This window comes from Trichocoleus sp. DQ-U1 (genome assembly GCF_039961925.1).
GTDB lineage: Bacteria > Cyanobacteriota > Cyanobacteriia > Cyanobacteriales > FACHB-T130 > FACHB-T130.
The window spans coordinates 1-25,375 of sequence record NZ_JAMPKB010000019.1 but is presented as its reverse complement, the minus strand read 5'-3'; the positions used below and the strand labels follow the sequence as shown (position 1 = coordinate 25,375).

24 protein-coding genes and 1 pseudogene are annotated in these 25,375 nt (G+C 45.9%); 13 read left to right on the top strand and 12 right to left on the bottom strand.

The genetic code is table 11. The features are described from left to right. Positions 1-80 precede the first annotated feature (80 nt). The 5 genes from NDI34_RS10400 to NDI34_RS10380 all read right to left on the bottom strand — a co-directional run bounded on the left by NDI34_RS10400 (position 81) and on the right by NDI34_RS10380 (position 6,196). Positions 81-1,259, bottom strand: a complete 1,179-nt coding sequence (locus NDI34_RS10400; protein ID WP_348232610.1) for a M20 family metallopeptidase — start codon at positions 1,257-1,259, stop codon at positions 81-83. A 578-nt stretch (positions 1,260-1,837) separates the two neighbouring features. Further along, on the bottom strand, positions 1,838-2,536 hold the full coding sequence (locus NDI34_RS10395) for a Uma2 family endonuclease (RefSeq protein ID WP_190430350.1): 699 nt from the start codon (positions 2,534-2,536) through the stop codon (positions 1,838-1,840). 137 nt (positions 2,537-2,673) lie between these two features. Continuing rightward, positions 2,674-3,360, bottom strand: a complete 687-nt coding sequence (locus tag NDI34_RS10390) for a hypothetical protein (RefSeq protein ID WP_190532600.1) — start codon at positions 3,358-3,360, stop codon at positions 2,674-2,676. A 642-nt stretch (positions 3,361-4,002) separates the two neighbouring features. Continuing rightward, positions 4,003-5,661 (bottom strand): serine/threonine-protein kinase, encoded by a 1,659-nt coding sequence (locus NDI34_RS10385; RefSeq protein WP_348232609.1) that lies wholly within the window; start codon positions 5,659-5,661, stop codon positions 4,003-4,005. A 310-nt stretch (positions 5,662-5,971) separates the two neighbouring features. Further along, positions 5,972-6,196 (bottom strand): hypothetical protein, encoded by a 225-nt coding sequence (locus NDI34_RS10380; protein ID WP_242028962.1) that lies wholly within the window; start codon positions 6,194-6,196, stop codon positions 5,972-5,974. A 1,031-nt stretch (positions 6,197-7,227) separates the two neighbouring features. Here NDI34_RS10380 and NDI34_RS10375 point away from each other — a divergent pair. The 4 genes from NDI34_RS10375 to NDI34_RS10360 all read left to right on the top strand — a co-directional run bounded on the left by NDI34_RS10375 (position 7,228) and on the right by NDI34_RS10360 (position 9,539). Continuing rightward, positions 7,228-7,392, top strand: coding sequence for a hypothetical protein (locus tag NDI34_RS10375; protein WP_190411245.1), 165 nt, complete (start codon positions 7,228-7,230; stop codon positions 7,390-7,392). A 177-nt stretch (positions 7,393-7,569) separates the two neighbouring features. Beyond that, positions 7,570-8,016: a tellurite resistance TerB family protein gene (locus tag NDI34_RS10370; RefSeq protein ID WP_190428539.1), complete on the top strand. Its 447-nt coding sequence runs from the start codon at positions 7,570-7,572 to the stop codon at positions 8,014-8,016. A gap of 378 nt (positions 8,017-8,394) precedes the next feature. Beyond that, complete coding sequence (locus NDI34_RS10365) at positions 8,395-8,781, top strand: hypothetical protein (protein ID WP_190675489.1); 387 nt, start codon at positions 8,395-8,397, stop codon at positions 8,779-8,781. Positions 8,782-9,020: 239 nt separating this feature from the next. Continuing rightward, positions 9,021-9,539 carry a hypothetical protein gene (locus tag NDI34_RS10360; RefSeq protein ID WP_190433214.1) on the top strand — a complete coding sequence of 173 codons (519 nt, stop codon included), beginning with the start codon at positions 9,021-9,023 and terminating at the stop codon, positions 9,537-9,539. A gap of 129 nt (positions 9,540-9,668) precedes the next feature. Here the strand turns inward: NDI34_RS10360 and NDI34_RS10355 are convergent, their stop codons facing one another. Further along, entirely contained in the window at positions 9,669-9,770 is a 102-nt protein-coding gene (locus NDI34_RS10355) for a cytochrome b6-f complex subunit PetL (protein ID WP_190433215.1), read from the bottom strand. 90 nt (positions 9,771-9,860) lie between these two features. On the opposite strand from NDI34_RS10355, the gene aroB reads away from it, so the two are divergent. The 4 genes from aroB to NDI34_RS10335 all read left to right on the top strand — a co-directional run bounded on the left by aroB (position 9,861) and on the right by NDI34_RS10335 (position 13,257). Further along, positions 9,861-10,964 carry a 3-dehydroquinate synthase gene (aroB, locus tag NDI34_RS10350; protein ID WP_190428537.1) on the top strand — a complete coding sequence of 368 codons (1,104 nt, stop codon included), beginning with the start codon at positions 9,861-9,863 and terminating at the stop codon, positions 10,962-10,964. 70 nt (positions 10,965-11,034) lie between these two features. Continuing rightward, the gene (locus NDI34_RS10345; protein WP_277878448.1) at positions 11,035-11,166 is read left to right on the top strand and encodes a hypothetical protein; all 132 of its coding nucleotides are present in this window, start codon (positions 11,035-11,037) and stop codon (positions 11,164-11,166) included. Positions 11,167-11,472: 306 nt separating this feature from the next. Further along, positions 11,473-13,083 carry an NAD(P)H-quinone oxidoreductase subunit 4 gene (locus NDI34_RS10340; protein ID WP_190527228.1) on the top strand — a complete coding sequence of 537 codons (1,611 nt, stop codon included), beginning with the start codon at positions 11,473-11,475 and terminating at the stop codon, positions 13,081-13,083. After that, on the top strand, positions 13,084-13,257 hold the full coding sequence (locus NDI34_RS10335) for a hypothetical protein (RefSeq protein ID WP_348232642.1): 174 nt from the start codon (positions 13,084-13,086) through the stop codon (positions 13,255-13,257). On the opposite strand, the gene NDI34_RS10330 is transcribed toward NDI34_RS10335, so the two are convergent. Further along, positions 13,201-13,362 (bottom strand): YqaE/Pmp3 family membrane protein, encoded by a 162-nt coding sequence (locus NDI34_RS10330; protein ID WP_190411249.1) that lies wholly within the window; start codon positions 13,360-13,362, stop codon positions 13,201-13,203. The two genes, NDI34_RS10335 and NDI34_RS10330, sit on opposite strands and share 57 nt — an antisense overlap. A 401-nt stretch (positions 13,363-13,763) precedes the next feature. On the opposite strand from NDI34_RS10330, the gene NDI34_RS10325 reads away from it, so the two are divergent. Continuing rightward, a complete protein-coding gene (locus NDI34_RS10325; RefSeq protein WP_348232608.1) occupies positions 13,764-15,935 on the top strand; it encodes an ATP-binding protein in 2,172 nt (723 codons plus the stop codon). 128 nt (positions 15,936-16,063) lie between these two features. Here NDI34_RS10325 and NDI34_RS10320 read toward each other — a convergent pair whose 3' ends face one another. Then, positions 16,064-16,432 carry a translation initiation factor gene (locus NDI34_RS10320; protein WP_190532615.1) on the bottom strand — a complete coding sequence of 123 codons (369 nt, stop codon included), beginning with the start codon at positions 16,430-16,432 and terminating at the stop codon, positions 16,064-16,066. Positions 16,433-16,810: 378 nt separating this feature from the next. On the opposite strand from NDI34_RS10320, the gene trpB reads away from it, so the two are divergent. Further along, complete coding sequence (gene trpB, locus NDI34_RS10315) at positions 16,811-18,061, top strand: tryptophan synthase subunit beta (RefSeq protein WP_348232607.1); 1,251 nt, start codon at positions 16,811-16,813, stop codon at positions 18,059-18,061. A 203-nt stretch (positions 18,062-18,264) separates the two neighbouring features. Here trpB and dnaB read toward each other — a convergent pair whose 3' ends face one another. The 3 genes from dnaB to gloB form a co-directional block, all read right to left on the bottom strand. Continuing rightward, on the bottom strand, positions 18,265-19,641 hold the full coding sequence (gene dnaB, locus NDI34_RS10310; protein WP_190675487.1) for a replicative DNA helicase: 1,377 nt from the start codon (positions 19,639-19,641) through the stop codon (positions 18,265-18,267). Between the two features lie 152 nt (positions 19,642-19,793). Next, entirely contained in the window at positions 19,794-20,252 is a 459-nt protein-coding gene (gene rplI, locus NDI34_RS10305; RefSeq protein WP_190428532.1) for a 50S ribosomal protein L9, read from the bottom strand. Positions 20,253-20,386: 134 nt separating this feature from the next. Continuing rightward, on the bottom strand, positions 20,387-21,160 hold the full coding sequence (gloB, locus tag NDI34_RS10300; RefSeq protein WP_190532621.1) for a hydroxyacylglutathione hydrolase: 774 nt from the start codon (positions 21,158-21,160) through the stop codon (positions 20,387-20,389). 171 nt (positions 21,161-21,331) lie between these two features. Here gloB and NDI34_RS10295 point away from each other — a divergent pair, with 171 nt between their 5' ends. From NDI34_RS10295 to NDI34_RS10285, 3 genes are all read left to right on the top strand, one after another. Further along, positions 21,332-21,538: a hypothetical protein gene (locus tag NDI34_RS10295; RefSeq protein WP_190411256.1), complete on the top strand. Its 207-nt coding sequence runs from the start codon at positions 21,332-21,334 to the stop codon at positions 21,536-21,538. A 244-nt stretch (positions 21,539-21,782) separates the two neighbouring features. Then, positions 21,783-22,994, top strand: a complete 1,212-nt coding sequence (locus NDI34_RS10290; protein WP_348232606.1) for a glycosyltransferase — start codon at positions 21,783-21,785, stop codon at positions 22,992-22,994. Positions 22,995-23,037: 43 nt separating this feature from the next. Then, on the top strand, positions 23,038-25,056 hold the full coding sequence (locus tag NDI34_RS10285; protein WP_190675451.1) for an ABC transporter ATP-binding protein: 2,019 nt from the start codon (positions 23,038-23,040) through the stop codon (positions 25,054-25,056). 223 nt (positions 25,057-25,279) lie between these two features. Here NDI34_RS10285 and NDI34_RS10280 read toward each other — a convergent pair. Then, positions 25,280-25,375, bottom strand: a pseudogene (locus NDI34_RS10280) (IS5/IS1182 family transposase); the annotation flags it as partial.

The window sequence follows — 25,375 nt, the reverse complement described above, 5'->3', positions numbered from 1 at the left end:
TGTATTATTTGCAGCATACTGAGATTTACTCCAGAGACTTATCCTTCTGGAGTTAGAAAATCGAGGGAATTCAAATGCTTTTAGCGATGCTGCCAATATTTACAGACAGCATAGGCGAGGGTAACGACGCCAGTAATAATGGCAGATTCATCCACCTCAAATTGGGGATGGTGCAGCGGGTAGTTTTTTCTGTCCGGGTATCCCACGCCTAGTCGAAACATTGTACCGGGAGCGTGTTCCAGATACATCGAAAAGTCTTCCGCACCGAGAGAGGGTTCTAGTAAAATTTGGACGCGATCGCTTCCCCACGCTTCTTTGGCAGCTGTTTCCACTAGCTGAGTTAGCGCTGAGTCATTTTGCACAGAAGGGACTCCCCGGCGATAGTTAACTTCGCAGGTAGCTCCGTAAGTTTTACAGATATTGCAGACAATCTGCTCGATCCACTGGGGTAAACTGGCATGAGTTTCTGGATGCAGCGATCGCACAGTTCCCAATAATCGCACATGGTCGGCAATCACATTTGGGGCGCGTCCGCCCTCGATTTTACCAATCGTTAGGACGACCGGGCGCAACGGGTTCTGTGTGCGGCTAATCGCTTGCTGAAGAGAAGCGATCGCTTGCGCCGCAATCCAAATTGCATCAACTGCCTCATGAGGACGCGCCCCATGCCCAGATTCGCCTTTAATAATAATCTCCAGATCGTCTGCGGCTGCTGTCAAAGCACCGTAACGAATTCCCACCGATCCCGCCGAAATAGAAGGGAAAACGTGAACGCTCATAATCGCGCTGACATTCTGCATCACCCCATCTGCAACCATCCACCCAGCTCCTTGGGCAATTTCTTCGGCTGGCTGGAACAGAAAGCGCACATCTCCTGGCAAGGCCTCTCCGAGCTGAGATAGTATCATCGCCGTGCCTAAACCGACTGTGGTGTGGACATCGTGACCGCAGGCGTGCATAATTCCCGGAAGACGCGAGGCATACTCTAAACTGGTGCGTTCTACGATTGGCAAAGCATCCATATCAGTACGAATTGCCAGTAGTCGCTCATCGATACCTTGTCCTTTTAATTCTCCAATTACGCCAGTTTTACCCACTGCTTCTTGGACGTGAAGCCCGCAGGAAGACAGCACGCCAGCAACATAAGCAGCAGTTTGGTATTCTTGACCGCTTAGTTCTGGGTGAGCGTGGATATGTCGTCGGATTTCAATCAGGCGAGGCGCTAGTTTTTCAGCAATGTCTTTAATACGAGTTAGCACGGATTTCTTAATTGAATGAACGCTTATTTCATGATAAGAGTGGTTAAAAAACTCAACTGCCCTTTAGTCATTCAATTATAAGGACTGTGAGGGATTGCTGAATAATGGGTAAATAGAAAGCAATTGCAGAATAGTTACAAAAGTAGTGATTCTAAGCCTTGACAAAAACAGGGCAGAGGCTATAGGGAGCTAGCTGGACGTGATGCGATCGCTACTGGGATCGATTGATATCAAAACGTACTATTAATCATCATTCCCAAATCTAAATACCTTTCTACCCAGATAGTCGCATTTACAGATTTCGATACTTTCTTGATAATCATTCGGGTGAGAATCGCCAATTTCAAAACAGTTTTTAGGCGATTTTCAGAGGTTATAAAAATAAATTAAATTTAGTATTACCGGAAGGGTTACTTTATCAAAAAGGAAAAAACTACCACTGCTGACAAGTAGCGATCGCTTTCAGCTAATTATGCAAAGCTTGTAGTCATATATCTGCTTGAGCGATCGCATTAGCCCGTTGCTAAGGTCTAGACGTATCCGTAGCCTGCAAAACCCAGTCTAGGTAGAACGAGATATTACGCTAGCGAGTCTGGATCTAACCCCATCGCACGAAGTTGTTTTGCTAGAACTTGAGCGCGTTGTTCAGCAAGTTGGGCGCGCTGTTCGGCAAGTTGGGCGCGTTCTTCCGGTGTCAGCAATCTTTGCCCTTGCTCGTCGTACCAATACAACCACTCCCGCGTTATTCCTTGATAAATTCCCCGTTCTGCACCAATCGCCAATCCCATTTCTGGTAGCCAAACCGGGTTTCCTGGCTGCAACACATATTCGCCATCAACTAACCGATGCACTTCTAAATGCGGCTTTCTGCGACGGCGGGAGGAATAAATTACGTAGTACAACACCCCTAAATTCGCATAATCTAGCTTTTTTTGGCTGTATTCTTTCCGATAAGTTTGGGAGACAACCTCCAACACCATCGTGGGGACACGCTCTTCTTCCCAAATCGCATAACTTAAGCGCAGTTCTTCATCAAAAAACCGCTCGACTCCTAAGCTAAGAAATCCATCGGGGACGATAGCTGGTTTATCTGGATCGTAGTATATTCCCATATCTACGCCAAAAAACCAATCCATGCGATCTGCCCAAGCCATAGCCAATATAGCTTTTAGTAAACCGGGGATTAAATCTTGCAGTTCATTATCCACAGGCGTTTCGTCAGAGTCGGGTAGCTCCTCGGAAGAGGGAAAATACTTTGGTGGCTTGTACTCTAACATGACTAATTTCCCTAAGACTACTGACTCTATGATAAATAAGTAGATACAAACAAAAAAATTAGAGAAGCCCATTTTCTAAAAAATGGAATTTCTCTAAATTTATTTAATGCAAGTAGACTTGTCCCTTAAATAAAAACTTAATCGCAGACTGCAAAAGTTTTTTGTTTACCATCTAAGAAGTATAAAGCCTCAGAACAGTAAGCAAGAGAATCTACATCTAGTTGTTTGGGTGGTTCATCGGTCTTACTAACTTTCCACAATTCAATCGCTGGTGTATTAACATAGGTTTTTTCTTCTGGCGATTCCGCTTTCAAAGGACTATACTTGCGGTTAGCTAAACCTTTTTCTCCTGCGGGTTTGAAGTCCATTGAAGTGTAAATTACCCCTTCTTCTGGCTTCGTGGTGCGCCTGTAATCTTTCACGAGCGATCGCTTAAACTTTTCATTGCCTTGATTCAGGGCGATTTGAAATCGGAAATCAGCCGTTTCTTCAGCTACTAATAACATTGCATAGTCTTTCAAGCCATCTTGATTAAAATCAGCTGAGAAGATGCTGCAAGTAAACTTCTGGTTCGGCGTTTCACTAGACTTAAAGTTGCGAATCGACGGTACAAAATCGGATTCCTTAGCGAGGCGGTGTTCGCCAAGGGTTGCTTTCACAGGTTGCGGGACTTCGCCTTGACACTGCAAATTGGGTAACTCAGCCACTGTTGAGGGAGTTGGGGAAGTTGTCGATGTTGTTGATGTGGACTGGTTGGAATTTGTTGTAGAGTTACAAGCACCCAACATCAGAACCATTGCCAATAAGAAAATTTTTTTTATCATGAGCTGCTAATTAAATCTGTCTGCTCAAGTAGAGCTTCCAAGGCGCGATCGCAAATTCCGGGGATTAAGCGATCGTGTACACCATCCCAACTAGGGGTGGGTTGAAAGGTGCCTTTTCTGCGTTGGTTAGGCTGGCGTTAACGGTTTCAACGACAATCCCAACTAGGGGTGGGTTGAAAGAATGAACTGAAAGGTCTAATCCAGCAGGAGATGGGTTTCAACGACAATCCCAACTAGGGGTGAATTGAAAGGAAAGACCAATCCGGAAGTTGGGAGTGAATGAAGTTTCAACTTTACATCCCAACTAGGAGTGGGTTAAAAGTCAACGAGGTTGACTTGCTGTGCGGGTCGATAGGGTTTCAACTTTCATCCCAACTAGGGGTGGATTGAAAGCGGCTCAGTATATTCTGTCGTTTGGACGTGGTTGAAGTGTTAAAAGTGACAAATAATTAGTTAATGTACAAAGGCGCACTTCCTTAACACTATCTAGCTAGATAGATAGTCCCTGCAAGAATGACATTAATTTGTCACTGTTACTTCAGCGACATTAATTTGTCTCAACGTCACACAATTCGTCATAACGACAGCAATCTGTCATCGATGACAAATAGTTAGTCACTGTACAGCTCAGGCGACACGTCATTAACGCCAACCTAACCAACGCAGAAAAGGCACAATTAAGTAGTAACTCACGCCCAGCCAGAAGGCAATCGTGACACCCAGGAGACTGAAAAAACCAAGGCTAGGAAGGAGAGCGAACGAACTAAGAGTAAAGAACCCTAAACCCCCAAAGATTCCGGCTGTGCCAGCTGCGGCGACAATGGCGTGAACCAGTTGATGGCTGGGCAAACCAAGACCGAGCGTTAACGGGCCAACAGCAACTGCAATCAACGTGACCATTTGCAGCACCGTCCCAGCAGGCATCAAATGGCAAACCAGCCACCCCAACCCGTATCCAAAGACACCCATTAATCCAGCTACTAAACGACGCTTGCGTTGACCAAAGCCACCTGCTTCAGTAAGACCCCAAGCCGTTCCCCATCCAGCGAATGCAAATAGCAAAATTGCTTGTCCGACTGGGGGTGGAATATAGGGGAAAACAGGTGGTAGCTGCGCTAGTAAAGCAGCAATATGAGTCCCTAAAGGGAACACGTAAGCCAAAGAAAAACCAGTAACAGCAAACACCCCCCCCGCAATTCCGCCAACAAGCATCTCCCAAAGCGTATCCAGGCAAGCTGTCACAACTTTAGCGATCGCTCGAACCACGAAAAGCGCCGTTTGACCCGCTAGCGTCACAATCGATGCGATCGCCACCCACACCAGCTTCAGACTTCTGCCAGCGATGGTCGCGATCGCATCCGAGAAAGACTGCGGAACCTGGCTGGTTTTCGTCTTCATTGAAGAATCCCCAATCAGACGCTGCTGAATTTCCACAGCCGTTGCTGGTCGCTGGCGCACATCAGCCTGCACCATATCATCCAGCAAATCAGCGAAGGCAAGACTCACCGGGACACAATGACGCCAACGTAACTCTCCTGTCGCCGGGTCTTCCAACTCCGGAGGATATCGACCCGTGAGCAAGTGAATCATCGTTTGACCCAGCGCATAGAAATCTGCTGCCGGTCCCACCGCACCCCCAAAAATCTGCTCCGGCGGACTGTATCCAGGCGAAATCAATCGCGTTGAACTTGCCTCTTGACCCACTTGGACAGTGCCTATCTGTTTCGCCCCACCAAAATCAATTGCCACCAGTTGCCCGGTTTCCTGGCGCAGCATCAAGTTGGAGGGTTTAATATCTCGGTGAATAATCTGCCGTCGATGCAACTCTTGTAAAATATCGAGCGCTTGCTTGAGCCAATTTGCCACCAGCGACTCCGGACACCCTTGGGGATAATGGCGCTCCAGAATATCCTGCAATGTCTGACCGTTAATTTTTTCCATTACCAGACAAGGCAGACGCCGGTAAGAGGGATGACCCAAATTCACCACAAAATAGCTATCTGGCTCAACGCTAGGGACACCCGGATGATGCAGACTTGCTAAGACAGATGCTTCTTGCTCAAACAGTTCCTGCGCCTTTGATGAAGATTCCAGTAATACCTTCAGCACCCGGTCTTTTGCCAACTGCAAATCCCAGACTGTATAAATAGCAGCGAATCCCCCAGATCCTAGAGTCTGGAGAGGAATATAGCGATTGTTCAGATGTAGCGGTGCCCCACAACAGTTGCAAAATTTGTTTCCCCAAGGCTGGGGATAGGGACGCGAACAATCGGGATTAATACAGTGGGCAGCACTGGTCACAGACTAGAATTAGATGAAAACACAAGCTCCCTCGATTCTACTCGACGCCTCAGACTAACCGGAAAACCCGCCAGGATAATCTTCACCAGCGATAAGTAAATACGATACTACCAGCCCTTGAGGAACTTTATCTTTGTTCTAGAACCGACTAAGCGCTTGATAAGGGCATGGTGATTCTTAAAACGATATCCATTGGGTGGTATCGAGCGCAATCTAATAATTTAAAGCGTTTAGATACAAACAAAGCCGGAGAGTTGCTTCTCCGGCTTTGTTTTCACTTGTCGTGCTTCTTTAATGTATTACCAAAAACTTATTTGGCAGAGAGAGTAGTAGCGGTCTGCTGTTGAATCCATGCTGAATGCAAGTCCTCCTCTACAAAAGCCTTTTTCCCAGACTTTAAACTTTCAGCTATAAGCACTTTGATGGTTGGTAAATAAACCCCATTAACCATTTCATGTCCGTAACCAACCACTTTGCCAAAATGCCCAGTTTTCTGGCTAAGAACATCATCCCCTATGGCAAACATGATTTCCATCCTTTTGCGGTGATTCTTTTACTAATCTAATTACTGGTTTAAACCTTTGCTTCTATCAAAGGGAAGGAGTAGCTGTTCCAAAGAAATACCCACATATTAAGTCATTAAGTGCTTTTGAATACATTGCTCTGTAATTAGTTTGTTTTAAAAAAACAAACTAATTTTTTTTTGATAAGCTGTAATGTGGAACCAAAGCTTGCCAATTTTACAAGTTGCCGACAGTCTAATAAATTGAAAGGATCATTTATCTGATTCTCTCCATTAATCCTTTGTTCAAGCCTATAGCAAGCACAAACAGCAAAATTAAATAATAATATTAAAGGTAAAAGAGATCCAATATTTATGGCTAAGAATGAATTCCTAAATCAACTGCTTATAAATAAATTTTAAAAACATTATTTAACTAGCAATTACTGTAACTAGAAACGGCGAACTAGTATACAATAAGCAATTAATTCCCAAAGATAAAAGCCTCAACATCTTCCCTTAATTGGGAAAATGTTGATTTTCTTAAAAAAATTAAGACGATCGGGAAGCTGAGAAAAACTAAAGTTTACGAGAAACTTGGACGCGATCGCTTTCTTAGGAAAAGTTTTTTCTTGCAAGTTTAGAGGGAACTTGGAACCAAATCTCGGTATCAAGAGCAAACCCAAAAACGCAGGAATCGTTGAAGTGGGCGAACTGACAAGTCAGCGCTAGGCTAACGCCTCGCTTCGCTGTTTTCATGCCCAAGGGGCTGTACGCTAACGCGCACCTCATTATAAAAAACATTTAAGTATAAAAAATCAAGAACTAAAAATCTGAAACTTCGCTAAATCACTCATTTCGTCAGTTGCCTCAGTATTATTGCTGTTAATTTTAGTATTTATAGTTTCACGAGACTTACCAGCCTATTGAGTCAAACCCGTGTAATTACCGGGATATTAGTGGCTCTTAGCCTAAATCTAGTGATTCTTCTGAGGAAATGAGTAGCCAGTGTGTGGAGTAATAAGGGAAGAACAACAACAGCCCAGAGCTGAGAAGGCCAAACCATGACGACCTACATTACTTTTGAAACCGCGCTACGGATGCTTGAAAACGCCTATTTAGCTTCCGTTATCTTCCTCCTTGCGGCTTCTTACCTGGGTTTAATCGCGATCGACAAGATTGAAAAAGCTAGCGACAACACCCCCTCACGGCAACTCGGTTCTCGTTGAACAGCGATCGCTAAAAGTTCTCGCTCAAATAGTTTGACTGTTAAAAATACTCATCTAGGACTCGCGTCATACTCAACCAAGCTGCGAATTGAAGTTGACAGGCTTCTGGAATCATCAGCATCAATCGTGTAGGACAAGTAAATACCTACCTACTATGCCCCTAAGGAGTAGACTGCGATGGGCTTGTTTGACAAAGTATTCAGTACTCAGAACAAAGTTCAAGAAACGCTTAGTCCAACGGAAGCATTTGCTGCTATTACCTTAGCTGCTTGTGCCTCTGACGGATACCTCTCCGACGAAGAAGCACGAGGCATTTCTTCTACACTGTCTCGAATGAAACTCTTCAGAAGTTATCCAGACGATGTGATGAGACGGATGTTTGATAAACTTCTCGGTATTCTTAAACGACAAGGCCCTAGCGGGTTGGTTAAAGCGGCTCGTGAATCTCTTCCTCACGATTTACAGGAAACGGCTTTTGCAGTGGCAACCGATCTCGTCTTAGCCGATGGCATCGTTACCGAAGAAGAACAGAATTTTTTAAATGATTTGCATCAAGCTTTAGAGATTTCCACGGAAACGGCGGTGCAGATTGTGCAAGTGATGTTAATTAAAAACCGAGGTTAAACCTATCCCCTCACCCTTTCGGATTAAATCTCGATAAATATTCTTCAGTAGAGACTAAATGACCCCTGTTAAGGGGTTTTTTTTTCTGGTTACGATTCCCGGTATGCGCTCAGCACTCACATCGCTCAGAAATGTCTCAAATTTCTACTTTTTATCCAATTTTTATCAAGCTGTCTTCGTAGAGCATCTATATACTCTTGCGATCGCCATAACAGCGATCGCGCAGTCATTCTACTGTCTGGCGCTACTGACAAGGTTCTGCTTATACTTTCTAAAATAATTTATTTCTTCATCCTCCTAGAGGTATATTTCACTCTTTCTTTAGGTATACTTGGCAGAACCGCAAACACAGTTAGGAAGGAAACCTAAATGTCAGGCATGAACTACTTAGAGTTAGAACAAGAAATTGCCAAGATGGCTAGGGCGATGATGACCCGCAATAGCCAGATTGGGAAAGACCTAATAGCGAATTTGAGAAGTCAGATGACCCTCGAAGAGATCGGTGGCATGATGCTGGTGAGTATCGAACGTTTAATCTGGTTTGACAGCGATTCAGTGTTGTGGACGATAGAGAATCTCATTCCTGCCGATGTAATGCAAGAAATTCGCACCATTACTTCAGTAGCTGTCGGCAAACGTTTGATTTGCAAAGGATTTATGCCAGGAAAAGATTTTAGTGTCGATGCATCTGGCAAACTGCTACTCAACGACAAAGCTAAAACAGCGATATTACCTCTGGCGACTCTAACTCCTTTGAAAAGTTGAAGATGCCGTCAGACGATTGGCTGGAAAGCACAACGCTAGCCTAGGGAAACGTCCTCAAGCATTGTGCTACAAGTCCAATCCTGGATGGGTAAACATCTTCATCTCTAGTGAGTCACAGGATTTATAGTGATAAGAATCACTAATGAGTCAAATGGGTATCACACCCCCTAAACAGATTCGATCACCGAGGGGTATAAGTAAATGCAAGATACTCAATTTAGAGGATTCTGTGACTTACGATGCCCGACAAAGCCCTCATCACCAAACCGATTAATCAACCCACAGAAATCTTAAGCCAGTTGCACAGCGGACAGCTCCTCCGGGTCAATGGTTGTCGCAGCAGCGCCTTAATTATCTGTCATCGCCACCATGCAGAATTGGCAGGTCCTGGTGCAGGGATTGGCAGTCTGTTTGATATTAATTGTAGCCGGGTGATTCCCATTGGCAACCCGTCAGTGGTTTGTCCTGAGTCTCGCGTCGAGCGACAAAAAGCTTATGAAATTCGGCAACAATGGATTCGCTTTACTCAAAAAGCAATGGAGTATTGCGTTCCGTTGCAGCGTGCCCGTGTCATTTTAGTTGTATTTGAAAAATACTTTGGTCTTGAAGCGACTGCCCAAATGCCGGATGAGATTCTGGCTCAATTGGTGGGAGTTTTGCCAAAAACAATCCAAATGGCGCGTCGAGTGACTAGCAAGCCCTGTGAGAGTACCCCAAAGCAATCTACCGTAAAGGTGTTAAGTCTAACAGAAGGATGAGAGATGAAAGGATTCGTTGATTCGTCTTCTTATATCCTTCTGTAACCTGCCTTTAGCAAGGATGAAGTAGGAAAGAAGTACAGAACGAACAATTCCTTCATCGTTCATCCTTCGCCAGCAGGCTAGTGATTAGATCAGCTTGATGGCGCGGAGGCCGAAATACAGCCCCACAGCAACACCAAAAGCACCACCCAAAAGTAAGAAGTAAGCGATCGCTCCAGAGATTTCCATTTTTCCGATAGAACGCAATATCCACCATTGAAACATCAAGTGGAGTAGAATACAGCCCACGGGCGCTTGTTGGTTGATGGGGTTTGGTTTATGGAATCGGTGATTCGGGTTAATTTACCGCAGCAGGCTTACGAAATTGCGATCGCATCTTCTGGTCTAGGGCAACTAGGCGCTAAGATGACCAGTTTGAACTTGGGGAAGAAAGTGTTGGTTGTTTCTAACCCAGAAATTTTTCGGCACTATGGTCAAGAAGCGATCGCATCCCTTAAAGAAGCTGGTTTTGACGTTACCGAACTAACCCTTCCCGCTGGCGAACGCTACAAAACCCTCGACTCTGTCCAAAAAATCTACGACGCCACCTTGGAAAATCGCCTAGAACGCTCTTCAACGCTTGTTGCGGTAGGCGGTGGCGTAATTGGTGATATGACTGGCTTTGCTGCGGCTACCTGGCTGCGGGGGATTAACTTCGTACAAGTTCCGACAACACTCTTGTCAATGGTTGATGCTGCCATTGGCGGCAAAACCGGCGTTAATCATCCCCAAGGAAAAAATTTAATTGGTGCCTTCCATCAGCCGCGGCTGGTTTTAATTGACCCAGAGGTGCTGAAAACTTTGCCAGTGCAAGAGTTTCGGGCGGGGATGGCAGAGGTGATTAAGTATGGGATTATCTGGGATGCTGATTTATTTGAGCAGATGGAGCGATCGCCATATCTTGACTCACTCCCCTCTCTAGACGCTGGTTTATTACAAGAAATCCTGGCACGATCCTGCCAAGCCAAAGCCGATGTCGTCAGCAAAGATGAAAAAGAAGCTGGACTCCGCGCCATTCTCAACTACGGTCACACTATCGGTCATGCTGTAGAAAGCTTAACCGGCTACCGTGTCGTGAACCACGGGGAAGCAGTAGGGATTGGGATGGTCGCGGCGGGTCAGATTGCGGTTAACCTTCAGATGTGGGACAAGGCAGACGCCCAACGTCAAGATGCCCTAATTCAAAAAGCCGGATTACCCACCCAGCTACCAGCAGGGCTAGACATCGAAGCAATTATTGAGACGCTGCAAACCGATAAGAAAGTGAAAGATGGAAAGGTGCGGTTTGTCCTTCCCACCCAGATTGGGGCAGTAACTGTAACCGACCAAGTGCCGTCAGATGTAATACGACAGGTGCTGCAACAAATGGTTACTCACCAGTAATCTGTAAGCGCAAAAAGCTACACTGAGCCAACTGTTTTCGTCAAACGTCTCTGTTTATAGGGGCTTTCCGATGACTCACTTTGGCATCATCTGTCCTACCGCCTCCGGTCATCTCAACCCGATGACGACTTTAGGCTACGAATTGGTTTCTCGCGGTCATCGCGTCACTCTATTCGGGAAGCCTGTATTGGCGTTGCATTAACTGAGCAAGGGTCTTTGGGCGCTCTTGAGCGCATTAGTTATGGCGTTCTTATCAAATATTTACTCGAAGATGGCGATCGCAGCCGTCTTTTTTTTGCCTAGATGCTTAACATAAAAATTTTTAAATTAACATATTGCAACATTTAAACAACTAGAGCTATATTCGTAGGGTAAGTATAAATTCCTAAGACATCACTTCTGATTGAGTCTATACAGGAAACTTTGGCGAAGTACAGGTTGCTCTGTTGAGTGCCTGCAATACGCCACCTAAATGCCGCAATATCGCCTCAACCTTGGGTAGGTTCTGATGATCAGTACTCAATTTCCGTGGCTCACCACGATTATTCTGCTGCCGTTACTCGCTTCCTTCGCCATCCCCGTACTACCGGATAAAGACGGCAAGACCGTCCGCTGGTACGCATTGGGCGTAGCGTTAGTAGATTTTGCTCTGATTGTTTATACCTTTTGGCGTCACTACGACTTAAAAAACCCAACATTTCAGTTAGTTGAAACCTATTCTTGGGTGCCTCAACTCGGTCTAAATTGGTCTGTAGCGGTGGATGGGCTGTCTATGCCGTTGATTGCTTTGACCGGCTTAGTCACCACCCTGGCTATCTTCGCGGCTTGGAACGTTACAAATAAGCCACGTTTGTTTTACTTTTTAATGCTGGCAATGTACAGCGCTCAGATTGGCGTTTTTGCTGCTCAGGATATGCTTTTGTTCTTCCTGATGTGGGAACTGGAGTTAGTGCCGGTGTACCTGCTGATCTCCATCTGGGGAGGGCCAAAGCGCCAGTATGCTGCAACCAAATTTATCCTTTACACTGCCTTAGGCTCGGTGTTCATTTTGGTTGCCGGTTTAGCAATGGCTTTCTATGGCGATACCGTCACCTTTGACATGGCGGAACTGGCAGCTAAGCATTACCCCTTAGCATTGGAACTCCTGGCCTATGCTGGGTTCTTGATTGCCTTCGGCGTCAAACTGCCAATTTTCCCGCTGCACACTTGGCTACCTGATGCTCACGGCGAAGCTTCCGCCCCCGTCTCGATGATTTTGGCTGGGGTGTTGCTGAAAATGGGCGGCTATGCGCTAATCCGCATGAATATCGAAATGCTGCCTAGCGCCCATGTTTATTTCGCCCCAGTACTCGTGATATTGGGTGTCGTCAACATTGTCTATGGTTCTTTAAACGCTTTTGCTCAAGGCAATCTCAAACGACGGCTAGCTTGTTCTTCGATTGCCCACATGGGCTTTGTACTGATTGGAATTGCCTCGTTCACTGACTTAGGGCTAAACGGTGCAGTTCTGCAAATGGTTTCCCACGGGTTGATTGCAGCGGCGCTGTTCTTCCTCTCAGGCGTTACCTACGAACGCACCCACACCCTGATGATGGAAAAAATGGGGGGAATGGCGAAACAAATGCCTAAAGTTTTTGCTTTGTTCACCGCCGGTTCAATGGCTTCTCTTGCCTTACCGGGAATGAGCGGATTTGTCGGGGAATTGACAGTCTTTCTAGGCTTCACCATGAGCGATGCTTACAGTTCCACTTTCAAAGTAGTGGTGGTGTTGCTGGCTGCGGTGGGATTAATTCTGACGCCAGTTTATTTACTCTCTATGCTGCGACAGGTTTTCTACGGAAAGCAGCATCAAGAGTTGGTGACAGATTTAGTGTTGCTGGATGCCCAGCCGCGCGAGGTGTTTATTGCCGCTTGCTTAATTATTCCGATTATCGGAATTGGTTTCTATCCCAAGGTGGCAACTCAAACCTACGATGTGAAGACTGTAGCGATCGCTGCCCAGGTTCACAATGTACTCCCTCTAGTCGCTCAAACCAAAGCGCCTCTCTACTCGCGCGGTTTGGTTGCACCAACTTTACCCGCTACTGCGGCTGGAAATTTGCTGAGTGCAGCCGAGTAATTGACTCGACTGTCCTTAGAAATCAATCGTGCTGATTTAAGGAGCCATCTTCATGGCTCCTTGTTTCTTTTGGATGGAGCCGAATGGTTAGGTTGTGGGGGAATGGAGGAGCGATCGCTATTTTCTCGAAATAATAATCCACACCGCATGAATGATTCCGGGAAAATAACCTAGAAAAGTCAAGACGAGATTGATCCAAAAGTCTCTTCCAAAGCCAACTTGCAAGAAAACACCCAGCGGTGGCACAAAAATAGCGATCAGGATACGGAAGAAATCCATAAAAACACCTTTTGAGAATTAATGGGAATATTTTCTAGGATCTCATTGATTTGGGGAATTCTTCTCTCTATTCCGATAGAACTGTCAATCTATCGGTGAGTAGATAAAACAACTTTACTGTTATCTTTGCTACTAAAATGCTAAAAATCTTTAATGTTTAAAAATATTAAGTCAGTCGTCAGTAGAGAGGGATTTTGGGAATGGGAATCGCGGGCGAGCGCCGAGAAGCAATGGTTTGTGTGAAACTATCGCGGAAATCCTCAGAACATCAAGCTGCACTGCATATTTATCAACAAGGTAGGAACTTTTTTGGGGAAAATCAGTCTAAGATGCGATGCTGCCCCAAAGAATATGAAGTTATTCTATTAAGAAAATAAAGGCACAAATAAGCAGAGCTATTATTGCAACAAATCCGGCAAAATCTGAGCATTGCTGATATGGGTATTACTGCTGATACAGAAGCGTTGTCTAGGCGGCTAAAGGGTGCAATGGTAAATGATCTAGACCAGCAGATTGAAGATTCCCTACAGCGGCTTGAGCATCTGTGGCAATGTGCTGGAAAGTTACCGATGTCTCACCAGGAGCCGCTCGTGGATGCTCTGAAAAAACTATCGACCCAGCTGCAAGAAATGCAGGCCGTCATTGAGCAACTGCGCCAACAAATTCAGCAAGAATTCGCTAACAAAAATCACGCAGGACTCAAAGAACAGCAGCGTTCCCCAACCGAAGGTGAGTTTATTTTCCTTTCCACTCACCAAAAAGCTTTACAAGCAATCGAGCCTGCTTATAGCAACTCAGAGGTGGTTTCCCAGGGAAAGGGGATTGGCTTTTTGGTGACAAATCCAGAAGCCGTAATTTTATCAGCCAACCGGACTAGCGGTGAGTGGCTCGAAAGCGTTCAAGAAAGCTTAGTCGGTAAGGCGCTGGTGGAGTTCGTGGTCACGGATGCTCGCGACGACTTTCAGACTCAGCTCAGCGCCCTACAACAGGGATTTGTTGTCAATAACTGGGAAATCCGCCTGCAAACAAGGCAGGGTAGGACATTTAAGGCTATCGTCACTGTCGAGCCAGTGCAAGAGCCGCAACATCTGCAAGTCGTAGGTTTGCGCTGGCTGCTGCAACAAATGCTTCCGTGTCAAGCCGAGCAGGTAGTAGATTTTTCGGGGACAAATTGGGAGTGCGCCGATAGGGATCTAGAAAATCAGGTTGAGGGAAAAATTGCCCAAAATGATAGCGGGGTAAGGGATACGAGGTTGCAAAAAACGCTGCACGAGCAACCCCACGACCAGCTCAATCGCGATCGCACAATCCACTTGCAACAGATCCTTGACTTTGAAGCAATGCTTAAACGCATTACTGACAAAGTTCGCGATAGCCTCGACGAAAACCATATTTTGCAAACGGCTGTCGAAGAATTAACGTTAGTGTTAGGGATTGAAGGCTGCGATACAGCTTTATACGATGCCAATCAAACCACGGCAACAATCGCTCACGAATACACCCAAGGATTGCCATCGGCACTAGGAAAAGTCGTCACAATTTCTGACCTTTTTCAAGACGATGCTCAATTACTGAAAGGTCAGTATTTCCAGTTTTGTTACCTAATCCCTGAGATTCGAGGATCGGTGGCTATCCTAGCTTGTCCGATTTTTGATAGCCAAGCAGTATTTGGGGATCTCTGGTTATTTAAGCGGCAGGAAGAAGCTTTCAACGAGCTAGAAATCCAGCTTGTGCAGCAAGTGGCGTCTCAATGCGCGATCGCAATTCGACAAGCTCGACTCTACCAAGCAGCACAAACGCAAGTCGCAGAACTGGAAAAGCTGAATCGCCTCAAAGATGACTTTCTCAGTACCGTTCCCCATGAATTGCGATCGCCAGTTGCCAACATGAAAATGGCGATTCAGATGTTGGGGATTGCCTTGAATAAAGACCACGGACTGTTTGCAGAACTCTCGAAGCCGCCCGCAGAAAGAAACAAAGTGGCTCGCTACTTCCATATTTTGCATAACGAATGCGAGCGAGAAACCAACTTGATCAACGATCTACTAGAGTGGCAGCGAATCAATGCAGAGATTCAGCCTTTGGTACTGACAAGCATTCAGCTAGAAGATTGGCTTCCCACAATTGTAGAAACTTTTCAAAAGCCAGCCCAAGAACGCGATCGCCACTTAGAAATTCACCTTGAGTCCGAACTGCCTCCGTTAATTTGCGATCGCACCAGTTTAGGACGCATATTCAGCGAGTTACTCAACAATGCCTGCAAGTACACGCCATCAGCCGAACGGATTGCAGTAAAAGCACGTAGCGTCGCAGATAAGATGGAAGTGAGCGTAATAAATACTGGCGTGGAAATTCCAGCCAGCGAGCGCGAACGAGTATTTGAAAAGTTTTACCGGATTCCCAACTCCGATCCCTGGAAGCAAGGCGGGACTGGCTTGGGACTGGCGCTGGTACAGAAATTGGTTGCCAATTTAGGAGGCACGATTCATCTAGAAAGTGCTGCCAATTACACTTGCTTTACAGTGTCGTTGCCGCTGAAGCCTTCGACTGTTACTGAAGCGCAACCTTCCTGAGAAATGTGCCTTACCCAAGCTGACTAAACCGGCGATTATCGGTGTTTTTCCACTCCCATCGAGAGAGCAATTGATAATCCTAGATCCGTACTTTGATTTCTAGCATTTCATCCCGTTTCCAACTAAAGTCAGCCGCCACTGATTTTCGCTTTGTAGCCCAAAGTTGCGAGAACTTGGACGAGTTTCTGAGTATGATCGCCCTGAATTTCAATCGCATTTTCCTTCACTGTGCCCCCCGTGCCGCACTGAGCTTTCAACTGTTTCGCCAGGGCTTCCAGTGTTTCTAGTTTTACCTGAAAGCCACTGATTACAGTTACAGTTTTGCCCTTTCTTCCTTTCCGAGATGCCTGAACCTTGAGGTTTTGCTGATTGGGCGGTAGTTCTGGCACGGGTCGTTCTAAGGCATCTGAATTATCGGTGTTTCCGAATTCCGAGTAAATAACGCGATTTTGAGCGGGTGTTTTAGAACTGGATGCTTTGCCCTTGGAAGAAGACATAACAGTGAGTCGGGTATAAGTTATTCAAGAACAGATTAGATCGAGAAGGAGCCGGAAATCTCTTCAAAATTTGGGCGCGAGTTTTGTCCGCGATTTATTCAGATGTAGCAGTTCTCAATGAAAGTGTGAGATACATCTGTAAGAGCGCACCTGTCTACCCTGTAGGGCAATTTTAGCGAATTTGTTAAATCTCGCCGCCAAAATCGAACCAGTCGCCGCCGCCGTCTTCAAATGCCACTCCAGTTCCTATCTCAACGGCTGCACCTCCCAGCCCCACTCTATCTCCGAGACACTAGAACCTTCCAGCCCAGTAATTTTGTTTTGGATAAACTCATCGAAACTATAATGAAGTTTGTGTTGTAATTCCCACAATTCGCTGTGACACGTACTCCCATTTCTCCGGATTCCCAAGAAACTGCTAACGCTTCTACACAACAACCCGACGCACTAGGGCGATTTGGACGATTTGGCGGCAAGTACGTGCCGGAAACGTTGATGCCAGCGCTGAGTGAGTTGGAAGCTGCTTTTCAACAATACCGAGCTGAACCCGCTTTCCAGCAGGAACTTCAAGGATTGCTGCGGGATTATGTGGGTCGTCCCAGCCCTCTTTATTTTGCCGAACGTTTGACGGCTCACTATGCAAAGCCAGATGGTACGGGGCCGCAAATTTATCTGAAGCGGGAGGATTTGAACCATACGGGTGCCCACAAAATCAACAATGCTTTGGCTCAGGTATTGTTGGCGAAGCGAATGGGCAAGCAGCGGATTATTGCAGAAACGGGTGCCGGACAGCATGGCGTCGCTACAGCCACGGTTTGCGCTCGATTTGGTCTGGATTGCGTCATTTATATGGGCGTCCAGGATATGGAACGGCAATCGCTGAATGTGTTCCGGATGCGGCTGATGGGGGCAGAGGTGCGCCCTGTGGCGGCGGGAACCGGAACGCTTAAAGATGCCACGTCAGAAGCCATTCGGGATTGGGTAACGAATGTAGAAACGACTCACTACATCTTAGGTTCGGTTGCAGGCCCTCACCCTTATCCGATGTTGGTGCGCGACTTCCATGCAGTAATTGGTCAGGAAACTCGCGCTCAAGCGATGGAGAAATGGGGCGGTTTGCCGGATATTCTCCTAGCTTGCGTCGGTGGTGGCTCAAATGCGATGGGACTCTTCTACGAGTTTGTGAAAGACCCATCAGTCCGGCTGATTGGAATTGAGGCGGCTGGTGAGGGTGTTGATACCGAGAAACACGCTGCCACGCTTACTAAGGGACGGGTGGGAGTTTTGCACGGGGCGATGAGCTATTTGCTGCAAGATGAGGATGGTCAAGTGGTGGAGGCGCATTCTATCAGTGCTGGTCTAGATTATCCCGGTGTTGGCCCGGAGCATAGTTATCTCAAGGATGAGGGTCGGGCTGAATATTACAGCGTGACTGACCAAGAGGCTTTGGTAGCGTTTCGGCAGTTGTCGCAGCTAGAGGGAATTATTCCAGCGTTGGAAACGTCTCACGCGATCGCTTACCTGGATATTCTCTGCCCTCAACTGACTGGCAATCCCCGCATTGTCATCAACTGCTCTGGACGCGGCGATAAGGATGTGCAGACAGTTGCTAAAGTCCTGTCTCTTTAAAGGCGATTAGCTCTCTTTTCAAGTCGGTCATGGCTCAAGAGTAGTGAGTAATCTTTACCCACTACTCTTAACTTGTTATGAAACAAGGTGAACTAGACTGATTGAAATCACCTTGCCTCACCTAAAAGCGGAGACGGCTTTTAGGTGACGTGGCGAGTGTATACATCACGCTCAACTGAGAACCCCTATCGTGAGTTCCATCCTCAGCGATTGGAAGAAGCCAGATTACGAAAGCGTGTAAATTGCGGATCGAATAATAGTCTCACAGTCCCTACTGGGCCATTGCGATGTTTTGCAATAATAATTTCTGCAATGCCTCGGTCAGGCGTGTCATTGTTATAGTATTCATCCCGGTAAAGCATGATGATTAAGTCAGCATCTTGCTCAATACTTCCACTTTCACGTAAATCTGACATCATCGGACGCTTATTGTTACGGGCTTCGACGCCGCGACTGAGCTGGGATAAGGCAATAATCGGGACGTTGAGTTCGCGGGCTAAACCTTTGAGGCTCCGCGTCATTTTCGACAATTCTTGCACCCGATTGTCACTGGCTCCTTCCATTAATTGCAAGTAATCTAAGAGAATTAATCCCAATTCTCCATGCTGTTCTGCCTGGAGACGACGAGCTTGCGATCGCATCTGCATCACCGTCATATTGGGCGTGTCGTCAATGTAGATTGGCATCTCCGAGAGGGTGCCGAGGGCGTGCGAGAGTGGTTCCCACTCATTTTGACTAATTCGCCCAGCCCGCAGGCGGTTACTTTCAATTCCTGCCTCGCTAGCCAGCATTCGCTGCACCAGCTGTTCTTTGGACATTTCCAGGCTAAAAACAGCGACCGGCAATTTATGAAATTCAGCGATATTTCGGGCAATATTCAAACAAATAGCCGTTTTGCCCATAGACGGCCTTCCCGCCACGATAATCAAGTCAGAACGCTGAAAACCACCAGTCATCGCGTCCAGGTCATAGAAGCCACAGGGAAGACCGGGGAGAGCCAGATCCTGATGGCGGATTTCAATATCCTGAAACGTATTGATTAGGGTGTCGGAAATTGGTACCAGACCTTGCTGAGGGCGATCCTGGGTGAGGCTAAAAACTTTCTGTTCTGCCTGGTCGAGAATCGTTGCCAGCTCGGTCGCGGTCTCATAACCCAACTGAGAAATCTCGCCGCCTGCTTGAATTAGCTTGCGGCGCAGGTACTTATCCATCACCAGTGCCGCATACTGGTCGATGTTGACAGCAGACACGGTGCGATCTACCAGTTGGGCTAACTTACTCTGTCCGCCCACTTTGTCAAGTTCGCTCCTGTCATACAGCCAAGTAGTGACACTCATCAAATCTGTGGGTTTGCCTTGACTGCTTAAGGCAAGGGCGGCGCGATAGATTGCCTTGTGAGCGTTAATTGAAAATGCGTCTGGCAGAAGGATATCGGCAACCCGACCGATGGCTTCCGGATCTAGTAAAATACCTCCCAAAATACTTTCTTCGGCCTCAATGTTTTGGGGGGGTAAGCGATTCGCCAAGGACGACATCGCTTCGTTACCGTTTTTGCCTTGGAAATTTAGTTCGTTAGCCATAACAAGGCCGTTCTCAGAAAGATTCAGACCATGACTATGATAACGGGGGTTAAGCGATCGCACTCCTGCTTCACTCAACCCCCTTCCTTGGCAGGAAAATATCGGTCAAACCGTTGTAGCGGCGACTCAATTTTTCAGGCAAGGCGCTCCGATTAGCTGGGCACAACCTGAATTTGCACAACTGCACTAACTTCAGGGTGTAGCTTGATCTCTGCCTTGTAGGTGCCCGTCTCACCAATATCGGGAAGACTGATCGTCCGGCGATCGATTTCCTTCCCAGTGGCTTGGAGAATGGCTGTCACCACTTCTGCACTCGTGACGGTACCGAAAATGGCATTTTCTTCACCCACCTGCTTGGCGATGGTGTAGCTGCCCACAGCTTCTATGGCAGTCTTCAGCTCAAGGCTCTGCTGTTTTTCTTCCAACAGGCGCACCCGCTCTTTTTCTTTGCGCCGTTCGACTTGCTTGAGCAAGCCAGCAGTGGCAGGGATTCCCAGTTTTTGGGGAATTAGATAATTGCGAGCATAGCCGGGAGCGACTTCAACCAAGTCACCGCTTTTTCCTAGCTTGCTGACATCTTGATTCAAAACTAATTGCACGCGCTTCGCCATAGTTTTTTTTCTGCTACAGACAAAAGAAAATTAATCGTGGGGTAGAACACTCCATACTACGAAAATATGTTGAGCGATCGCAATATAAAATCTGAATTCAGCGAATGCCTATCTGTTTGCCGGGGTACAGAATCCTAAAACCGATCTTTCATCCCCCGCAGCCGAGCAAAAGCCTGCACTGGATCTTGGCTGTTCGCTGCTGATTGCAGCGTCGGAGTGTCCCAGCGTAAAAATGGATTCGTGCGCTTTTCTACTCCTAGCTTCGATGGCACCGTTGCCTCCAAACGACTGCGGGCGTCTTTGACCTCAGCATAGCGGGATTGTAAATCTGGATTTTCCCCATCGACGGTGAGAGCAAATTGGAGGTTTTTCAGAGTGTATTCATGAGCGCACCAAACGCGGGTAGTATCCGGTAAAGCCCTAAGCTTGCTCAAGCTTGACACCATCTGGGTGGGTGAACCTTCAAACAGCCTGCCACAGCCACCGGCAAACAAGGTGTCACCACAAAATAAATCGCCCGTTTCCTCAGCAGTTGCTGGCAGGAAGTAGTAAGCAATGTGGGCGCGGGTATGTCCGGGAACAAAGAAAACTTCGCCACTTCTACCGGCAAACTCGACGCGATCGCCCTCCTGCAAAAACACCTGTTGCCCAGGAATTCTCCCTTTATCCTCAGCCCCCCCATACACGCAGACATCCGGAAAGCGTTGCATCAGCTGCCGATTTCCGCCCACATGATCGCTATGATGGTGAGTATTGAAAATTGCTACCAACTGCACGTCAATTTCTTGCAAGCGTTGCAGTACCGGCTGAGCTTCAGCGGGGTCTACAACCGCTGCTATCTTCTGAGTCGGGTCATGCAGCAAAAAGATGTAGTTGTCAGAAAGTACCGGAATTCGGTCAACCTGCATTTACCACTGCCTCTGTAAGGGAGTGTCCCAATGGGACAAGACTTTATCATTTCTTAACATTATTCTTACAGAAACTTTAGACAAATGCCAACGAACGGCAAACAGATAATCTTAAATAGACAGTAGACGCCACCAAATAATCGGCGAAACTTGAGGAGTCACTAACCACCTATGGCATGGACACGAGAACGCCAGTCAAACTTACAGATTCAACAAATGGTAGACCGTATCCTGTCAGCCGGTCAGTTGACCCGAAGCGAGTATCTGCATCTGACAACGGCTATTCTTTCTGATTACCTAGTGACAGACGAAGAACGTCGCCAGCTTAATCGCATCTTTGACAATATCCAAACGGGTCATCTAAAGTTTGTTGACTAGACCTTCTTCAATTCTTTTTTAGCAGATGGGAATGCCGAACAGACACCGAACCCTACTAGCTGATTTACTTACCATTGTTTTTTCCTACATACATTTATTCCAGTCTCTTGATATTTTAACTTCACCCATTATACTGATAAAGAATGAAGTCAGTCTCTAGAAAGGATTAAATTGGTTATTTCAGCTAGACTGTACTATTACTCGCTTATTCTATGTTCAACTATCTAAATTTAACTAGAAATTTGTGGATTTACAGCAAAACAAAAAATTAAAAATTTCATTGATTGTAAGCGATCTATCCGCTAGTGGTGCAGGAAGATGGGGAGGGGCTGTTCGTACGTTTTTGCTATATGAAGCCTTAAAGAAACTTAACCTTGAAGTCAAAATTTTTGGCTTTGTTTTTGGTGAAGAATCGCTAGAAGTCTCTCAGTCGAACATACCAATTGTGGCTATTCCTTGCGCTTATCATTCAGGTTTTATAAAAGCAGCTCAAAAACTCATAAAACAAATTGATGGAGATATTATATACGCCGTTAAACTGAAACCTACAAGTTTCGGCTTATCTATTATTAAGAAAATGACAGCTCGTCGTCCTGTTATTTTAGATATAGATGACTGGGAACTCAGTTGGCATGGAGGCGAACACTGGAAATATCGTCCCAGTTTAAAGCAATTTTATAGAGATACTTTGAAGGCTGATGGGGCATTAAGATATCCAGATCATCCTCTTTATTTAAAGTGGATGGAAAGCTTAGTATCTTATGCCGATACGATTACATTACACACTCAATTTTTGAAAGATCGCTTTGGAGGTGTATATTTACCGAATGGTAAAGATACTACTCTTTTCGATCCTAGCCAATTCGATTCTGAAGCAAGTAGAATCCGTTATGGTCTCACAGGCTACCGTATTTTAATGTTTCCAGGAGCGCCACGACCGTACAAAGGTCTTGAAGATGTCTTAGCAGCACTAGACCGGCTGAATCAGCCAGACCTTAGACTCGTAATTGTTGGGGGAAGTCCCTACGATGCCTACGATAATCAATTAATGCAACAGTGGGAGCGTTGGATTATCAAACTACCAAAATATCCAGTTTCAGAAATGCCTGCTGTGGTAGCCGCTGCCCATATTGTGGTTGTTCCCCAACGAGATACCCCTGCCGCACAGGCTCAGTTCCCGCTCAAATTAACAGATGGAATGGCAATGGCAAAGCCAATTCTGTCTACTTACGTTGGCGATATTCCAGAAATTCTAGGCGGCACAGGTTATCTGGTTGCTCCTGAATCTCCAGAAGAAATTGCTGAAAAAATCCAATGGATATTCGAGCATTTAGATGAAGCAAATCAGCAGGGTATAAAAGCAAGAGAAAGATGTATATCCCACTATAGTACCGAGACAATGGCATCTATACTATCTGATGTGATTAAAGATTTGCAACTAGCTGGAAAAGTTTAGACTATCAATCAAGTGAAGCTCGCTTCGTAGCAGAAGAGAAAGTATGTTTTCAAACTCTAATAAGTTACTTCTACAATTTGCGTTACGGTATCCCGTCTTAGTCATAGCGACGGTTATTCTGGGCTTCTCCGGCGCTCTATTTAATGGAGTCAGTACAACCTTAATTGTGCCGGTAGTGCTGGACTTTTTAGGGCAGAATCAGCTGAATTTAACCGGAGGCCCCCCCCTGATTCGGAGAATGCTATCCGTGTTTGACGGTTTTACTGGAGAAAACCGTCTCATCGCAATGACTGCGGCAGTATTACTAGCCATTATTCTAAAAAATGTGACTAGCTATATAAGCTCTCTAGTCGGTAGCTACTTATCTAAATCCTTGGTCAACGATATTCGTAAAGAAGGAATTCAGCTATTATTAGATGTCGATCTTGAATATTTTGGAAAGACGAAAGTTGGAGATATCATCAATCGGTTAGGACAAGAAGTTAGTCGTACTGCTGGTTCAATTCGCGTTTTAATACGGCTATTTATCACAGCAGTCACAATTTTAGTATTTGTTTGGATATTGTTACTAATTTCTTGGCAACTGACCTTAGCATCTACAGTTTTATTGATTTTAGTAACACTGCCAAATCAATTTTATATCCAGCGCTCTAAAAAATTTGGGAAGGCAGTATCAAGAGCATCAAAAGCTTATTCTAGTGCCCAACTTGAAGTTTTGACTGGGATTCGGCTTATCAAAAGTGTTAGCAATGAAGAGCGGGAATTCCAGCGACTAAACGAACTGATCAAGGAACGCGAACAAGCGGAATTACAATCGCAAGCGAACTCGGCAGCGATTGCGCCTATCAACGAAGTATCGGGAATTATTGTTGTATTAGCAATTGTATTGTTAGGTCGTGCTTTATTTTTACAGCAGTTGGAGTCGCTCTCGGCAGTACTGCTGACTTATCTAGTTGTCCTGTTCCGATTACTGCCTTTCGTGGGTCAGTTAAACAGTGCGAGGGGCGAATTTGCCAACTCTGCCCCCAGCGTTGAAGTGGTGACAGATTTCTTGCGCCGGGATAACAAGCCATTAATGGTAAATGGTGGCGTTCCTTACACCGGATTTAAAGAGGAAATTCGTTTTGAGGGCGTGTCTTTTGCCTATCCGGGGAATGAGGATTTAATTCTAAACAAGATAGATTTAGGGATTCCTAAAGGAAAAACTCTTGCTTTAGTAGGAGCATCCGGGGCAGGCAAGTCAACGCTGGTCGATTTGCTACCCAGATTTTACGATCCGACAGAGGGTCGGATCACGATAGATGGAAGAGATATGAAGGAATTTGACATGCACTCACTGAGAAAAGCGATGGGCATTGTCAGCCAAGATACGTTCCTATTTAACGATTCCGTCCGCAATAATATCGCCTATGCATGGGAGAAATTGAGTGAGGAAGAGGTAATTGCAGCGGCTAAACGAGCCAACGCCTACGAATTCATTGTGAACTTACCTCAAGGCTTTGATACAACCATTGGGGATCGAGGAGTTCTCCTATCGGGAGGACAACGACAACGGATTGCGATCGCTCGCGCACTGTTACGCAACCCAGAAATCTTGATTTTAGATGAAGCCACCAGTGCTTTGGATACGGTTTCAGAGCGTTTGGTACAACAGGCGATTGATGAACTTTGCCGCGATCGCACAACAGTTGTCATTGCTCACCGCCTTTCCACCGTGCAAAAAGCCGATCAAATTGCTGTAATGGAAAAAGGTCGTGTTGTGGAACTCGGTACTCATGCGGAACTTTTAAAGAAAAACGGCTACTATACCCGTCTGTACTCAATGCAGTTCTCTGAAACAACTCAAAATGTCATTAAAGCCGCCGTTAATGAAGCTTTAGTCAAAACTTCTTACGAAGTTCGGTCTCGTCTGAACCCCATGATTGGTTTTCTGAAGCTAGTGGTTGATGACTTGGTAGACAGTACAGAAGAGTCACGCGAATTAACCGAAGAAGCCTACGAGTCAGCAATTCGCCTGCTCAGAACTTTAGAATTTCTCGAAGATAGCTCTAAGATGAAATAAAAATTATCTATTGTTATTCTTCAAAACATTAATGCACTTACGCTTTTCAACTTTTGCAAGAATCTAAAAGTTCTTGTACTTTATCTTTGATTTTAAAAGCGTCTTTTCCAAATTTACAATAGGGGATTTGATAAGTCCAAGTTTGATAAAATAATTCATTCTTGTGATATGTATGTGTTCCCTAAAAAGATATGAAGAATGTTAAATAGACCTCCTGCATGAATCAGGAGGCATGTGCCAGTTCGTAGTTCAGCAAGCCAGCAATTAGGTTTAAGCGCAAACCAAATCTCTGCCTGCGATTGCGATAACGTCCTGAAAA